We start from the raw sequence: 14,120 nt of genomic DNA, 5'->3' as shown, positions 1-14,120 counted from the left end.
GACATGGACGTCGCCGCCTACCTCGCGCGGATCGGGGCCGCCCGCCCGGAAGCTCCCACCAGCGCCGCGCTCGTCACCCTGCACCGCGCGCACGTGCGGTCGGTGCCCTTCGAGGACTACGACATCCACACCGGGGTCGCCATCTCCCTCGAGCTCGACGCGCTGGAGGACAAGATCGTGCGGCGCCGCCGCGGCGGCTACTGCTACGAGCTCAACGGCCTGTTCGGCGCGCTGCTGCGCGAGCTGGGCTTCGCGGTGACGATCGTCGGCGCGTTCTCCCTCGACGAGGACGGCGCGCGCGGGCCGGACACCGACCACATGCGCCTCCTGGTGGACGCCGTCGACGGCAGCTGGATCGTCGACGTCGGCAACGGCGCCCGCTGGCCGGAGCCGGTGCCGCGCCGCCCCGGCGGGCACGGCCGGGTGCAGGTCTACCGCGACGGCGACGTGTGGTGGACCTCCGAGCGCCGCGGCGACGGGCGCTGGGAGCGCGGGTGGGCGTGGACGGCGCGACCGCGCGAGATGGCCGACTTCGCCGATCGCAACGCGTTCCAGCAGCACGACCCCGCCTCGGACTTCCTGGGCAGGCGGGTGGCCGCGCTCGCGACCCCGACGGGCCGCATCTCCCTGGTGAACGGCGTCTTCGCCGAGCTCGACGGCGGGGTGCGCACCGAGCGGGAGGTGTCGGCCGACGAGGAGTGGGCGCTGCTCGCCGACCGGTTCGGGATCGTGCTGGACCGCCCGTGGGCCGAGCGGGTGCCCCAGCTCGCCTGCTGACCCCGCTACGCCTGACGAACGGCTCGACCACCGAGAACGGGCGCAACCGACACGGCTGCCACCCGCCCACGACAAGGGTGGCCATCCCATCTGGTCGTGCTCATCCGGCGACGACGTCTCGGACGAAGCTCGCGGTCGCGACGACGAGACTCAGAACCGCCACCACGGCCGCGCAGACGTCCATGGACGACTCCTGTGCCCGGCGGGTGCGAGGTGAAGAATCACAGATATGTGATTCAGACACCGATGAGCTGCGCCGCCTTCTCGCCGACGGCCACGGCGGTGGCCGCGGTGCCCCGCCGCGGCACCCTCGGCAGCACCGACGTGTCGGCCACCCGCAGCCCGCTGATCCCGTGGACGCGCAGCTGCGGGTCCACCACCGGCCCGATCGGGGCGCTGCCGGACAGGTGCACGGCGGTGGTGAGGTGGGCGTCGATCCACGCGTCGAGCTCGCGGTCGCTGCCCAGGACGTCGCCGCCGGGCGCGAGGCGGGTGCCGACGCCCGCCCGCAGCAGGTCGGCGGCGGTGCGCACGGCGTGGCGCAGCAGGCGCCGGTCGTGCTCGGTGCGCAGGTACCGGTAGTCGATCAGGGGCCGGTCCCGCGGGTCGGGCGAGGTGATCGTGATCGTGCCCCTGCTCACCGGGCTCGCCACCATGCACATGAGGTGCAGCTCGCCCGCGGGCGTGAAGGGGCGGACGAAGGCGAGCACCTCGACGTCGCCGCCCGGGTCGGCGCCCGCGTCCCAGTCCAGCGCGGCCTGGCTGCCCGGCGCTCCCGCGGGGGCGGGCGGGTCCGGGGTGGTGAACGGCACGAACACCGCGGGGTGGTCGCTGAACCCCTGCCCCACCGGGAGGTCGCGCACGACCGGCACGCCCGCGCCGCGCAGCACGTCCGCGGGCCCGATGCCGGACAGCATCAGCAGCTGCGGGGTGGCGACGCCGCCCGCGGCGAGCACCACCTCCCCGGCCTCGACGACGGTGCCGTCGAGCAGCGCGACGCCGCGAACCGCGTCGCCGTCGAGGAGCACGCGGGCCGCCGGGGCCTCCGCCCGCACCTGGAGGGTGTCGGGGTGGTCGGCGAGGTAGGCGTCGGCGGCGCTCGTGCGCACCCCGTCGCCCGCGTTGCTCGGCACCAGCCCGGCCCCGGGCGGGCCGCCGCCGTTCTTGTCCGGTTCGAGGGGGTGCCCGAGCCGCTGCGCCGCCTCCAGGAAGCGTTCGGCCGCCGGGTGCAGCAGCGGCCCGGCGGGGCGGCGGACCGGCACCGGCCCGCGGTCACCGTGGCCGGGCGCGTCCGGCAGGTCGAGGTCGTGCTCGGAGCGGACGTAGAGCGGCAGCAGTTCGGCCCACGACCACCCGGGCACCGCCCAGTCCGCGGCGTCGGCGGGGGTGGCGCGCAGCCAGTTGCCGCCGTTGATCGCGCTCGACCCGCCGACGACCCTGCCGCGCGGCACGGCGACGGTGCGGCCGGGCCGCAGCCGGGCGGGGTAGGACCAGTTCAGCGGGTGTCCCGGCCGGGCGCCGTCGAGCCAGTCCGGGGCGGGTGCGCGCGGCCCGGCCTCGAGCAGCAGCACCCGGCGGCCCGCCTCCGCGAGCCGGCCCGCCAGCGCGCATCCCGCCGAACCGGCGCCCACCACGACCACGTCGAACACATCAGGGAGGATGCCCGTGATGAGCGATCTCGCGCAGGACCTCGCCGCGTTCCTCACCGCGGCGCCCACGCCGTACCACGCCGTCGCCGAGGGGGTGCGCCGGCTCGCCGAGGCCGGCTTCACCGAGCAGCCGGAGGCCGGGCCGTGGGAGGACGGCCCGGGCGGCCGCTACCTGGTGCGCGACGGCACGCTGCTGGCCTGGTTCGTGCCCGAGGACACCCCGCCCGGCACGCCCCTGCGGATCTTCGCCGCGCACACCGACTCGCCCACGCTCAAGGTCAAGCCGCGGCCCGATACCGGCTCGGCCGGCTGGCGGCAGGTGGCGGTGGAGGTCTACGGCGGGGCGCTGTGGAACTCCTGGCTCGACCGAGACCTCGGCCTCGCCGGCCGCCTCGCGCGCTACGACGGCTCGGTCGCGCTCGTCGACGTGCGCCGGCCGCTGCTGCGCGTGCCGCAGCTCGCCATCCACCTGGACCGCCAGGTCAACCAGGGCCTCAAGCTCGACCCGCAGGAGCACCTGCTGCCCGTGTGGGGGCTGGGCGCGCCCACCGAGGGTGACCTGATCGGGTTCCTCGCCGCCGAGGCCGGGGTCGACCCGGCCGACGTGGCCGCGCACGACCTCGTGGTGCACGAGCTCGCCCCGCCCGCCCGCCTCGGCCGGGACGAGGAGTTCCTGGCCGGTCCGCGGCTGGACAACCTCGCGTCCGTGCACGCAGGCCTGTGCGCCCTGCTCGCGGCGGCCGACGACGCGACCGGGGTCATCCCCGTGTTCGTCGGCTTCGACCACGAGGAGGTCGGGAGCAACACCGCCACCGGGGCCGCCGGGCCGATGCTGGAGACCGTGCTCACCCGGCTCGCGGGCGGGTTCGACGCCCGGGCCGCCGCGTTCGCCGCGTCCCGCTGCCTCTCGGTGGACGTGGCGCACGCCGCGCACCCGAACTACCTGGGCCACCACGACCCGAACCACCGCTCGCTGCCGAACGGGGGGCCGGTGCTGAAGGTCAACGCCAACCAGCGCTACGCCACCGACGCCCCCGGCGCCGCGGCGTGGCAGCGCGCGTGCCGGGACGCGGGCGTGCCCTCGCAGGTGTTCGTGAGCAAGAACACGATCCCGTGCGGCAGCACGGTCGGCCCGATCCTGTCCACCCGCCTGGGCATCCGCACCGTCGACGTCGGGATCCCGATCCTGTCGATGCACTCCGCGCGGGAGCTGTGCGGGGTTCGGGACCCGGCCCACCTCGCCGCCGCGGCCACGGCCTTCCTCACCGACCCGCTCTGATCTCCTCGTGGACGCGGGCGAAGCTCGCGGCGCCATGGCCGGCCTCGACCTGGCGGGCGAGCACGTCCCGCAGCGGCGCCACGAGGTCGACCGCGAGGCCCTCCTCGCGGCTGGCCTGCACGATCACCTCCAGGGCCGCCCGGTTGAACGCGACGGTCTGCTCGTCGCGGGCGGTGTAGTCGCCGGCGTCGATGTAGGCCGCGTCGTGCGCGAAGCCCGCCGTCATGGCGGTGACCCACGTGGCCGCCTGCTCGGCGAAGTCCGCCGCCTTGACGCCCGCGCTCCCGACGAGCGCGGCGCCGTGGAGGAAGCCCGCGAACATGCCGTACATGGCCGACAGGAGCGCCAGGTCGTAGAGCGCGGCGAGCCCGGGGTCCTCGCCGAGGAACTCCGCGGCGCCGAGCAGCTCCAACGCGGCCCGGTGGGGCTCGAACGCCTCCTCCGAACCGCTGTAGAGGAAGCGGGCGCCGTCCCGCCCGATCATCGGCGGGGTCGCCATCATGCCGCAGTCGACGTAGCCGATGCGGCGCTCGGCCGCCCACCGGGCCGTCTCGCGGGCCGACCGGGGCGTGCCGGTGGTGAACACGACGAGGGTGCGGCCGGCGAGCTCGGCCGCGACCGGCTCCAGGACCTCCCGCACGGCCGCGTAGTCGAGCACGCACACGCCGACGAGCGGGCTCGCCGCCACCGCCTCCGCGACGCCGCGCGCCCGCACCGCACCCAGCTCCACGAGCGGGGCGGCGCGGTCCGGGTTGCGGTTCCACACGGTGGTGGGGTGTCCGCCCGCGAGCAGGACCTCGGCGATCCGGGAGCCCATGGCGCCGAGGCCGATCACGGTCACGGGCGTGGGGTCGTGCTGGGACACGGTGTCCTCCTGAATCGTCTCGTGCGTCGACGGGACCCACCGTGGCGCCGTTCGCTGACGCTCCGCGCACGGATCTCGCACGGCGGCGCGATCGGCCTTACCGTGGGGCGAGTGTCCCCGGACCAGAACCGAGGAGGTCGAGTGAGCGAGGACCACTCCCTCGCGGACGGCCCGGACGTCTACTGGTTCGTCGGCGGCCCGCTCGACGGTCGTGTCGACACCCGCGAGCCGTCCGACCCGGTCCCCGACACGGTGCGCTACGTGTACCTGCACGAGGGGCCGAAGATCGTGCACCACTACGACCTGCACGAGGTGGCGGGTCACGGCGGCGAGTACCGGCTGCGGCCGCCCGAGGCCGACGAGGCGGATTGACCCTCCCGATCACGGGGTAGCCGACGGACCCGAGACACCGGAGGGTCCCGTGCCACCCACGACCACCGCCACGCAGTCGCTGTGGCTCGCCGCGCTGCCCGACGTCAGCTACCCGGCCCCGTCCGACGAGCGCTCCTTCGACGTGCTGGTGCTCGGCGGCGGGATCACCGGTCTGACGACCGCGCTGCTGCTCAAGCGGCGCGGGGCGCGGGTCGCGGTCGTCGAGGCCGACCGGGTCGCCTCGGGCGTGAGCGGCAACAACACCGCCAAGGTCACCGCCCTGCAGTCGACGATGCTGACCTCGATCGGCCGCACGCGCGGCACCGAGGTCGCCGACGAGTACGCCGCGCGCAGCCTCGCCGCGGTGGAGCTGGTGGCCGAGCTGGCCGCGGACGAGGGCATCGACTGCGACCTCGAGCGGCGGGACGCCTGCACCGTTGCCGTGCGGGACGAGGACCTCGAGGCCGTCGAGCTCGAGTTCGAGGCCGCGCGGCACGCCGGGCTGCCGGTCGAGCTGACGGCGACGGTGGACCTGCCCTACCCCGTGGCCGGGGCGGTCCGGCTGCCCGACCAGATCGCGTTCCACCCCGTGAAGTACGTGTCCGGGCTCGCGGCGGCCGTCGACGGCGGCGGCTCCCGGGTGTTCGAGCGGACCCGGGCGGTGAGCGTCGCGCAGGGCAGCCCGGTGCGGGTCGAGACCACCCGGGGGCCGCTGTTCGGCGACCGGGTCGTCGTCGCCACGCACTACCCGATCTGGGACCGCGGCCTGTACTTCGCGCGGATGGAGGCGAACCGTTCGTACTGCGTCGCGGCCAGGGTGCGCGGCGGGCCCGCCCGCGGGATGTCGATCACGACCGGGCCCGAGACCTGGTCGTACAGCTCGGCGGGCGAGCTCATGATCGTGCTCGGCCAGGGCCACCCGGCGGGCGCGCGGGGCGTCGACCGCTCCCGCTACGACGCGGTCGAGGGGCACCTGCGCGAGCACTGGGACGTCGTCGAGGTCACGCACCGCTGGTCGGCGCAGGACCCGACGCCCTACGACCACACCCCGATGATCGGCACGTACACCCCGGGGAACTCGCGCATGTACGTGGCGTCGGGCTACTCGAAGTGGGGCCTGACCGGCGGCACCATGGCCGCGGCCGTCCTCTCCGAGCAGCTCGGCGGCGGCCGGGGCACGGACGCGTTCAGCCCGCACCGCGTCTCACCGAAGGGGCTGCCGCAGCTGGCGCGGATGAACGCGAAGGTGGGCGTCGACCTCGTCGCCGACCGGCTCGTGCCGGGGCAGATCTCCTCGGCGGCCGAGCTCGCCCCCGGCTCGGCCGGGGTGGTCCGCTCGGGCGTCGACCGCACCGGCGTGTACCGCGACCCGGACGGCGGCCTGCACGCGGTGTCCATGCGGTGCACGCACCTGGGCTGCCTCGTGCGCTTCAACGCGGCCGAGGTGAGCTGGGACTGCCCGTGCCACGGCTCGCGGTTCGACGTCGACGGCGAGGTGCTCGAGGGCCCCGCCGTCCGGCCGCTGCCCCGGCGGACCCCACCCGGAGAGTGACCGGGGTCACGAATCTCGATCACCGGAGGCACGCTCCTCGCTTCGGCGGGTGGCGGCAATACCGGGGGCGCTGCTACCCGCCACCCCCCGCCGGCGCAGGAGCGCGGGCAGCGTCGCGGCCACCACCAGGCCGGCCGCGGCGAGCAGCGGCGCCCCGCCCGCGGCCCACGCCGCGTACACGCCGAACGTCGCGAGCTCCGTGCCCACCCCGGCCACCGACGTCACGGTGGCCCGGGTCGCGCTCGGGATCCGCTCCTGCAGCCGGGCGTCGACGACCACGCGCACGGCCTGGTAGCCGCCGTAGAACGCCGCCACGGCGACCAGCGCGGTCACCGGACCGCCGAACCCGGCTCCGCCCAAGAGCGCCATCGCGAACGCGAGCAGGACCGCGAGCGCCCAGCCGGGCAGCCGGGCGGCCGCTCCCCCGAGCGCCGCGCCGGCCATCCCGCCGAGCACGGTCGGCACCGAGGCGATCGGCACCAGCGCGACCGGGACCCCCTGGTCGGCGAGCAGGAGCGGGAAGTACTCCTCGGCCGCGTCGAAGCCGGTGAGCGCGGCCGCGGCCAGCAGCACCGGCCGCACCCCGGGTAGGCGCGCCGCGTCCGCCACGCCCGCGCGGAGCGTGGCGAGGTAGGTCCGGTCGTCGGCCTCCGCCGGTTCGGCGCGGCGGGGTTCCGGCAGCGTCGCGGCGACCCCGGCCGCGGCGAGGCACGTCGCCACGCTCACCCAGCCCACGAGCGCGAACCCGCCCGCAACCAGGAGCCAGCCGGCCGCCAGCGCCACCGGGAGCTGCGCGACCAGCTCCACGGCCGCGAGCCGGCCCGCTGCCCGCGCGTAGTGCGCCGCCGCGCCCACCGCGTCGAGGCCGTCGTAGAGCAGCGCCTCCTTCGCGCCGGAGACGAGCGACCCGCCGGCGCCCCAGAGCACGAAGCCGATCGCGAACCCGGCGAAGCCGGGCAGCAGCATCCACGTGGCGTACCCGGCCGCCTGCAGCACCCCGGCCGCGACCAGGCACGACCGCCTGCCGAACCGGTCGGCGAGCGAGCCGGAGGGCACCTCCGCGAGCAGCGCGGTGGCCGACCAGATCGCGAACAGCGCCGACACCTGGGCGACCGACAACCCGGTGGCCGTGAACAGCAGCGCGTACAGCGGGTAGATCGGGACGAGGTCGGCGAGCAGCGCCCACCCGACCACGCGGCGGACGAGCGGGCGCGCGGGCGGCGGCAGCGCCGATGTCAGGGCCGATGGCAGGGAGCGTCAACCGGGCATGCGGGCACGGTAGCGGCATCCCGGCCCCCGGCACAGCGGATTCCGCTGCCGGGCCGATCCCGGGTCGTGCCCACGGCGTCGGTGCACCTCGGCACGGGGTTCCAGGCGGCCGGGAGGTCGACGGTGGCGCGGGCCCTCGCCGAACGGCTCCCGGGCGGCACCGCACGGCCACGGCGAGCAGTTCCGCCGCTGGATCGTGCGCGGGCGCCGAGATGACCCCGGACGCGGGCCCGGAGGCGGTCCACCGGCTGCGGCCGCGCCACCACCTCACGGCCCGGACCTGCGACGCGTACCCGGAGGCCGGCTGCAGGTGGTGGCCCGGGACGTCGTGCTCGGCGCCGAGCTGCCGGGCCCGGTGGCGGCCATCCACACCCGGCCGCTGCACGTGGTCGTGCTCGCCCCGCGCCCGGACGTCGTGCGGAGCGCGGGGGCGGACCCACGGCCGTGGACGGCGCGCGCTCGACGAGGCGCTGCGGCGGGACACGCCGCGCATCGGGCTCGACACGTCCGAGCTGTCGCTCGCAGAGACCGTCGCGGAGATCGTGCGCCGGGCCGACGGGTCGCGGGTGGCCCGACCGCTGTCGCGAATCTCCAATACCGCCGCGATCGGGCGGGCGATGCTGCATCCGTGTACGGCTACATCGGCAGCATGCGCACGAAGCCCGGCAAGCGCGACGAGGTCATCGCCCACCTGTTGCGGAGCATCGGCGGTCTCCCGGCCGCCGGCTGCCTGTCCTACGTCGTCGCCGAGTGCCCGGACGACCCCGACCGGATCTGGGTGACCGAGGTGTGGGAGAGCGCCCAGCACCACAGGGCGTCCCTGCGGCTCCCCGAGGTCGAGGCGGCCATCGCCGAGGCCATGCCGCTGCTCACCGGCGAGTTCACCCGCCAGGAGTCCCGCGTGGTGGGCGGGCTCGGCCTCCCGGTCGGCAACGCTGCCGGGAACTGACCGCAACCGTCCCCGCGGTCGGCGCCGAACCCCGACCGAGGACGACGAGGTGATCCGCGAAGCGGCGGGTCCAGCTCGTCGACGAGGCGCCGTGCGCGCCTTGCGGGTGATCGGCCCTGAGGACTTGGGCCGAGTCCCTGGTGGCGGAGGAGCCGGCACGGGCGGTGCGGGAGGGGACCGCGCCGGCCGCGGACGTGTGGCGGTCGGGCCTACCGCGACCAGGTGCCGGTGCCCGGGGTCGCGTCGCGGCGGACGCGCTACCTCGCCCTCACGGGAGGACGCGTAGCGGACGGACGACGGTCGGGATCAACCCGCGGCACATACCCGGTCCAGGAAATCCGTCATCGCGTCGAGCACGACGCGCGGCGCGTCCCGCTGCACCCAGTGCCCGGCCCCGTCGACGACCTCCAGCCGGGCATCCGGGATCAGCCGTGCCGCGGCCCGGGCGCGGGCGACCGGCACGCTCGTGTCGCGGCCGCCGTGCACGACGAGGGCCGGCCGGGAGAAGGTGCGCAGCCGGTCGGTGTAGTCGGTGCGCTGCCGGTTCCACCGCACCTGGTCGCGCTGCCACTGCTCGAACGCGACGAGGGCACCCGGTGCGGCCGCGGCCGCGTGCACCGCCGCCACCAGCTCGGGGGTGCGGGATGCGGGGTTGCGGACGATGGTGGCGATGCCGCGGTCCATCGCGGCGCGACTGCGGGCGGCCCACCGGAACAGCGCGCCCAGCGCGCCGGTGCGCACCACCGCCCACATCACCGCCTGCCGCAGCGCCGCGAGCGGCCCGTCGTACAGCCGCGGCATGAGGCCGTAGCTGCCGAGCAGGATCGCACCGGTCACCCGGTCGGGGCGGTCGAGCACGTGCCCGATCGTCATGCCGCCGCCGAGCGAGAGCCCGCCGATGGCGTACGGCCCGTCGACGACGGCGTCGACGAACTCGCCGACGTAGCCGACCAGCAGCTCCTGCGTCACCGGCGAGCGCGGGAGCGGGCTGTGCCCGTAGCCGGGGTGGTCGGGGCAGATCACGCGGTAGCCCGCCGCGGCGAGCTCGGGGCCGATCCCGCCCCAGGACAGCTCGGCGTTGTCGACCCCGCCCCCGTGCAGGAGGACGACGGTGCCCCTCGGGCGCCCGGGCGACCAACTGAGATAGGAGACCCGCCCGCTCGGCAGGTCGACCTCGTTGCGGACCACGGGGCGCGCCGGGCGGTCAGCCGACGGAGCCGGCCGGTCCCGCCGGCACCGTGACGCCCGCCGTCGCGAAGCCGTCCAGGTCGGCCCGGGTCGCGCAGCCCTCCGGGGTCGCCGTGGCCGCGCCGTAGACCGCCTCGGACCCCTCGGACTCGTACTCCGTCACCGCCACCAGGTGGTACGGGGGCGGCGTGCCGTCCGGGCCCGGTCCGGGCCTCGTCACCGGGCAGCGCCGCAGGCCGGGGATCGTGGCGGTGAGCGGTGCGTGGACGCCGTCGTCGTGCTCGTCGAACCGCGCGGGGTCCTCGGGGTGGTCGTCGCGCACGGTGACCGGGAACACGGGTCCTCCTCGCCGCGGACGGGCGTCGGCGGCGCCGGAGCGGACCTGATCGTCCTCCCCGGCGCCGCCGCGGGTCGGACCGCGGAAGCGGAGGGATTCGAACCCCCGGACGGTTGCCCGTCTCTCGCTTTCAAGGCGAGTGCATTCGGCCGCTCTGCCACGCTTCCGCGGATCAGGGTAGCCGCCTGCGGACCCCCGTCGCGGGGTGGTCGCGGGCGTCGGCTCACCCGCTCAGGCGAGCGTCGAGCGACCTGGGCGCGAGCATGTGGTGGGATCCGTGCGGGAGGTCACCATGCGGTTCGACGAGAACGCCCGGCTGGACACGTCTCAGATCGACGACCTGCGCGGCAGCGGCGGCGGAGGCGGGATCGGCGGCCGGGTGGCGGTCGGCGGCGGCGGGCTGGGCGTCGTCGGGCTGATCCTGTACTTCCTGCTGAGCCAGCTCGGCGGCGGGGCGGGGATCGACCTGGGCGGCGTCGGCCTGGGCGGGCTGCAGCCGGGCCAGACGGCCGACACGTCGCAGGCGGCCTCCAGCTGCCGCACCGGTGCGGAGGCCAACACGCAGCTGGACTGCGAGGTGGTCGCGGTCGTCAACTCCCTCGACGGGTTCTGGAGCGACGCGTTCGCCCGCTCCGGGATGACCTACCAGCCGCCCCGCACCAACTTCTTCTCCGGCGGGGTGCGCACGGCGTGCGGCAGCGCGACGTCGGCGGTCGGGCCGTTCTACTGCCCCGCCGACAACGAGGTCTACATCGACCTGAGCTTCTTCCGCGAGCTGGAGACGCGCTTCGGCGCGCAGGGCGGCCCGTTCGCGCGGGCGTACGTGATCGCCCACGAGTACGGCCACCACGTGCAGGCCCTGCTCGGCACGAGCTCGCGGGTGCGGCCGGGCGAGACCGGCCCGACCTCGGGCTCGGTGCGGCTGGAGCTGCAGGCCGACTGCTACGCCGGGGTGTGGGCCAACCACGCCGAGTCGGTGCCGACCGCGTCGGGCGAGCCGCTGATCACGGACGTGACGCGCGAGGACGTCGAGGCCGCGCTCGACACGGCGGCCCGCATCGGCGACGACTACATCCAGAGCCGGCTCGGCGGCGGCCGGGTGGACGAGAGCCAGTTCAGCCACGGGTCCTCGGCGCAGCGGGAGCGCTGGTACCTCACCGGGTACGAGACGGGTGACCCGGCGCGCTGCGACACCTTCGCCCGCGGGGTGGACCTCGGCTGACGCCCGACCGTGGTCCACGCGACACCGCGCTGCGGCGGCGCACCCGGGCCCGACGGAATAGTGTCTGCAGTATGCATGCGATCACGGTGCGGGAACCGGGCGGCCCGGAAGTGCTGGAGTGGACCGAGGTCCCGGACCCCGTCGCGGGCCCGGGCGAGGTCGTCGTCGACGTGGTGGCGAGCGCGGTCAACCGCGCCGACCTGCTGCAGCGGCAGGGCTACTACCCGCCGCCGCCCGGCGCGTCGGACATCATCGGGCTCGAGTGCTCCGGCCGGATCGCCGCGCTCGGCGAGGGTGTCGAGGGCTGGCAGGTCGGCGACGAGGTGTGCGCGCTGCTCGCGGGCGGCGGGTACGCGGAGAAGGTCGCCGTGCCCGCGGCGCAGCTGCTGCCGATCCCGCCCGGCGTCGACCTGGTCACGGCGGCCGGACTGCCCGAGGTGGCGTGCACCGTCTGGTCGAACATCGTGGCGGCCGGACGGCTGAGCGCCGGGGAGACCTTCCTGATGCAGGGCGGCACCAGCGGCATCGGCACCCACGCGATCCAGGTGGCCAAGGCGCTGGGCGCCCGGGTGGCCGCCACCGCGGGCGCCCCGGAGCGCCTGGAGCGCTGCCGCGAGCTCGGCGCGGACATCGTGATCGACTACCACGACGACGTCCCGGCCCGCCTGAAGGAGGCCACCGACGGGCACGGCGCAGACGTCATCCTCGACGTCGTGGGCGCCAAGGGGCTCGCCGCGAACATCGATGCGCTCGCCCCCGACGGCAGGCTGCTGATCATCGGCCTGCAGGGCGGCACCAAGGGCGAGATCGACCTCAACAAGCTGATGCGCAAGCGCGGCAGCGTCACCGCCCTGCAGCTGCGGGGTCGTCCGGTGGACGGGCCGAGCGGCAAGGCGGCGATCGTCGCCGGCGTGCGCGAGCAGGTGTGGCCGATGATCGCCGACGGTCGCGTTCGGCCCATCGTCCACGACCGCGTCCCACTGCCGGATGCCGCCAAGGCGCACGCCCGATTGGAGGCGGGCGGCGTGATCGGGAAGATCCTGCTGCCCCTGCGCTGACCCCGCTCGATATACCGTGGTGTGGTGAGCCAGCCAACGGAGCAGAAGAACGGGGACGGAGGCGACCAGCAGGTCATGGTCATCGGTCCTGACGGTCGACCGGTGGGCGTGGCGCGGGTCCCCCAGTCCGGCGAGGACACCGAGGAGCAGGGAGTGGGCTCCATGGTCGAGCAACCGGCCAAGGTCATGCGGATCGGCACCATGATCAAGCAGTTGCTCGAGGAGGTGCGTGCCGCTCCCCTCGACGAAGCGTCCCGCAACCGGCTCCGCGAGATCCACGAGAACTCGATCAAGGAGCTGGAGGAGGGGCTCGCGCCGGAGCTGCGCGAGGAGCTGCACCGGCTCAGCCTGCCCTTCACGGACGAGTCCACCCCGTCGGACGCGGAGCTGCGGATCGCCCAGGCGCAGCTGGTCGGCTGGCTGGAGGGGCTGTTCCACGGGATCCAGACCGCGCTGTTCGCCCAGCAGATGGCCGCCCGCCAGCAGCTGGAGCAGATGCGCCGCGGCCTCCCGCAGGGCGCGACGCCCCAGTCCGGCGAGGGCGCGATCGCCCGGGGCACGGGCCAGTACCTCTGACCCCGCACCGGCGATGGCGCTGCGACGGCGCCCGGGGTCGCGGGAGCGGCTCCGCCCGCACCCCGGGGCGGTTTTCCACCGCCACCCCAGCACCGGCCGGGACGGTCGCTCGCCCCGCCGGTACCCTCGCCTGGTGGCTCAGACGATGACCACCGGTGACGACCGGGCCGAGGGCGCCACCCCTGCCCGGCCGGTCGTGGCCGACGTCCCCGGCTCACGCAGCTGGCGACGCGCCTTCGGCGACCTCCGGCAGGGGTGGCAGCAGCGTCCCCTGTGGGGCTATCTAGGCTGGCAGGACATCAAGCAGCGGTACCGGCGCTCGGTGCTCGGCCCGCTGTGGGTGAGCATCAGCATGGCGGTGATCGCCACCGCCATGGGCATCCTCTACGGCGCGCTGTTCCAGATGGACCTCCCGACGTTCCTGCCGTACGTCGCCACGGGGTTGCTGATCTGGAACTTCGTGAACGGGTGCATCCTCGAGGGCAGCGAGGTCTTCATCGCCAACGAGGGCCTCATCAAGTTCCTGCCCGCCCCGCTGTCGCTGCACGTGTACCGGCTGCTGTGGCGGCAGACCCTGTTCTTCGCCCACAACCTGGTGGTGTGGGTGGTCCTCATGGTGATCTTCCCGCACCCGCTGGGCGCGTCGCTGCTGCTCACGATCCCCGCGTTCGCGCTGCTGCTGGTCAACGGGGCGTGGATCGCGGTGCTCACCGGGATCGTCGCCACGCGCTTCCGCGACATACCGCCGATAATCGCGAGCCTCACGCAGCTGCTGTTCTTCATGACGCCGATCGTGTGGCAGTACGACACGCTGCTGCGCAACCCCGCGGTGGCCGAGCGGGCGCGCCTGGCCGAGGTCAACCCCGTGCTGCACTTCGTCGAGATCATGCGCCAGCCGCTGCTCGGCCAGCCGATCGTCTGGCGGCACTGGTACGTCGTCGGCGTGATCACGGTCGTGGGGTGTGCCACGGCGCTGGTCTTCCTCCGCAACTACCGCTCCCGCGTGGCGTACTGGGTCTGAGGGGCG

14 protein-coding genes and 1 tRNA gene are annotated in these 14,120 nt (G+C 75.2%); 9 read left to right on the top strand and 6 right to left on the bottom strand.

The window, feature by feature from the left end:
- Nucleotides 1-3: 3 nt before the first annotated feature.
- The gene (locus tag VKZ81_RS19620) at nt 4-777 is read left to right on the top strand and encodes an arylamine N-acetyltransferase family protein (RefSeq protein ID WP_324243061.1); all 774 of its coding nucleotides are present in this window, start codon (nt 4-6) and stop codon (nt 775-777) included.
- A gap of 236 nt (nt 778-1,013) precedes the next feature.
- Here the strand turns inward: VKZ81_RS19620 and VKZ81_RS19615 are convergent, their stop codons facing one another.
- Nucleotides 1,014-2,426 (bottom strand): GMC family oxidoreductase, encoded by a 1,413-nt coding sequence (locus tag VKZ81_RS19615; RefSeq protein ID WP_324243060.1) that lies wholly within the window; start codon nt 2,424-2,426, stop codon nt 1,014-1,016.
- A gap of 19 nt (nt 2,427-2,445) precedes the next feature.
- Here VKZ81_RS19615 and VKZ81_RS19610 point away from each other — a divergent pair, with 19 nt between their 5' ends.
- Entirely contained in the window at nt 2,446-3,705 is a 1,260-nt protein-coding gene (locus VKZ81_RS19610; protein WP_324243059.1) for a M18 family aminopeptidase, read from the top strand.
- Here the strand turns inward: VKZ81_RS19610 and VKZ81_RS19605 are convergent.
- A complete protein-coding gene (locus tag VKZ81_RS19605; protein ID WP_324243058.1) occupies nt 3,689-4,570 on the bottom strand; it encodes an NAD(P)-dependent oxidoreductase in 882 nt (293 codons plus the stop codon). The two genes, VKZ81_RS19610 and VKZ81_RS19605, sit on opposite strands and share 17 nt — an antisense overlap.
- A 141-nt stretch (nt 4,571-4,711) precedes the next feature.
- Between VKZ81_RS19605 and VKZ81_RS19600 the strand changes: the two genes are divergently transcribed.
- Nucleotides 4,712-4,942, top strand: coding sequence for a DUF8847 domain-containing protein (locus tag VKZ81_RS19600; RefSeq protein WP_324243057.1), 231 nt, complete (start codon nt 4,712-4,714; stop codon nt 4,940-4,942).
- Between the two features lie 49 nt (nt 4,943-4,991).
- The gene (locus VKZ81_RS19595; protein WP_324243056.1) at nt 4,992-6,494 is read left to right on the top strand and encodes an FAD-dependent oxidoreductase; all 1,503 of its coding nucleotides are present in this window, start codon (nt 4,992-4,994) and stop codon (nt 6,492-6,494) included.
- Nucleotides 6,495-6,500: 6 nt separating this feature from the next.
- Here VKZ81_RS19595 and VKZ81_RS19590 read toward each other — a convergent pair whose 3' ends face one another.
- Nucleotides 6,501-7,688 carry an MFS transporter gene (locus VKZ81_RS19590; protein ID WP_324243055.1) on the bottom strand — a complete coding sequence of 396 codons (1,188 nt, stop codon included), beginning with the start codon at nt 7,686-7,688 and terminating at the stop codon, nt 6,501-6,503.
- Between the two features lie 703 nt (nt 7,689-8,391).
- Between VKZ81_RS19590 and VKZ81_RS19585 the strand changes: the two genes are divergently transcribed.
- Nucleotides 8,392-8,712 carry a putative quinol monooxygenase gene (locus tag VKZ81_RS19585; RefSeq protein ID WP_324243054.1) on the top strand — a complete coding sequence of 107 codons (321 nt, stop codon included), beginning with the start codon at nt 8,392-8,394 and terminating at the stop codon, nt 8,710-8,712.
- A gap of 306 nt (nt 8,713-9,018) precedes the next feature.
- Here the strand turns inward: VKZ81_RS19585 and VKZ81_RS19580 are convergent, their stop codons facing one another.
- From VKZ81_RS19580 to VKZ81_RS19570, 3 genes are all read right to left on the bottom strand, one after another.
- Entirely contained in the window at nt 9,019-9,900 is an 882-nt protein-coding gene (locus VKZ81_RS19580; RefSeq protein ID WP_324243053.1) for an alpha/beta fold hydrolase, read from the bottom strand.
- Between the two features lie 16 nt (nt 9,901-9,916).
- A complete protein-coding gene (locus VKZ81_RS19575; RefSeq protein WP_324243052.1) occupies nt 9,917-10,237 on the bottom strand; it encodes an EthD family reductase in 321 nt (106 codons plus the stop codon).
- An 82-nt stretch (nt 10,238-10,319) separates the two neighbouring features.
- Nucleotides 10,320-10,404 (bottom strand) — tRNA-Ser (locus VKZ81_RS19570).
- 125 nt (nt 10,405-10,529) lie between these two features.
- Here VKZ81_RS19570 and ypfJ point away from each other — a divergent pair.
- From ypfJ to wzm, 4 genes are all read left to right on the top strand, one after another.
- Nucleotides 10,530-11,459, top strand: a complete 930-nt coding sequence (ypfJ, locus tag VKZ81_RS19565; RefSeq protein WP_324243111.1) for a KPN_02809 family neutral zinc metallopeptidase — start codon at nt 10,530-10,532, stop codon at nt 11,457-11,459.
- Nucleotides 11,460-11,530: 71 nt separating this feature from the next.
- Nucleotides 11,531-12,517, top strand: coding sequence for an NAD(P)H-quinone oxidoreductase (locus VKZ81_RS19560; RefSeq protein WP_324243051.1), 987 nt, complete (start codon nt 11,531-11,533; stop codon nt 12,515-12,517).
- A gap of 75 nt (nt 12,518-12,592) precedes the next feature.
- Nucleotides 12,593-13,093 carry a bacterial proteasome activator family protein gene (locus VKZ81_RS19555; RefSeq protein WP_324243110.1) on the top strand — a complete coding sequence of 167 codons (501 nt, stop codon included), beginning with the start codon at nt 12,593-12,595 and terminating at the stop codon, nt 13,091-13,093.
- Nucleotides 13,094-13,238: 145 nt separating this feature from the next.
- Nucleotides 13,239-14,114, top strand: a complete 876-nt coding sequence (gene wzm, locus VKZ81_RS19550) for a galactan export ABC transporter permease subunit Wzm/RfbD (protein WP_414709422.1) — start codon at nt 13,239-13,241, stop codon at nt 14,112-14,114.
- The last annotated feature ends 6 nt before the right edge of the window (nt 14,115-14,120 follow it).

Source organism: Pseudonocardia sp., assembly GCF_035305885.1.
In the GTDB taxonomy this organism is placed as follows: domain Bacteria; phylum Actinomycetota; class Actinomycetes; order Mycobacteriales; family Pseudonocardiaceae; genus Pseudonocardia.
The sequence above is the reverse complement of the archived record's forward strand: the minus strand, read 5'-3'. Positions and strand labels throughout refer to the sequence as shown.

Excerpts from the sequence above, each read along its gene's own strand:
- VKZ81_RS19620 (WP_324243061.1), top strand. The coding sequence starts at position 4 with ATGGACGTCGCCGCCTACCTCGCGCGGATCGGGGCCGCCCGCCCGGAA.
- VKZ81_RS19555 (WP_324243110.1), top strand. The coding sequence starts at position 12,593 with ATGGTCATCGGTCCTGACGGTCGACCGGTGGGCGTGGCGCGGGTCCCC.
- ypfJ (WP_324243111.1), top strand. The coding sequence starts at position 10,530 with ATGCGGTTCGACGAGAACGCCCGGCTGGACACGTCTCAGATCGACGAC.
- VKZ81_RS19560 (WP_324243051.1), top strand. The coding sequence starts at position 11,531 with ATGCATGCGATCACGGTGCGGGAACCGGGCGGCCCGGAAGTGCTGGAG.
- wzm (WP_414709422.1), top strand. The coding sequence starts at position 13,239 with ATGACCACCGGTGACGACCGGGCCGAGGGCGCCACCCCTGCCCGGCCG.
- VKZ81_RS19610 (WP_324243059.1), top strand. The coding sequence starts at position 2,446 with ATGAGCGATCTCGCGCAGGACCTCGCCGCGTTCCTCACCGCGGCGCCC.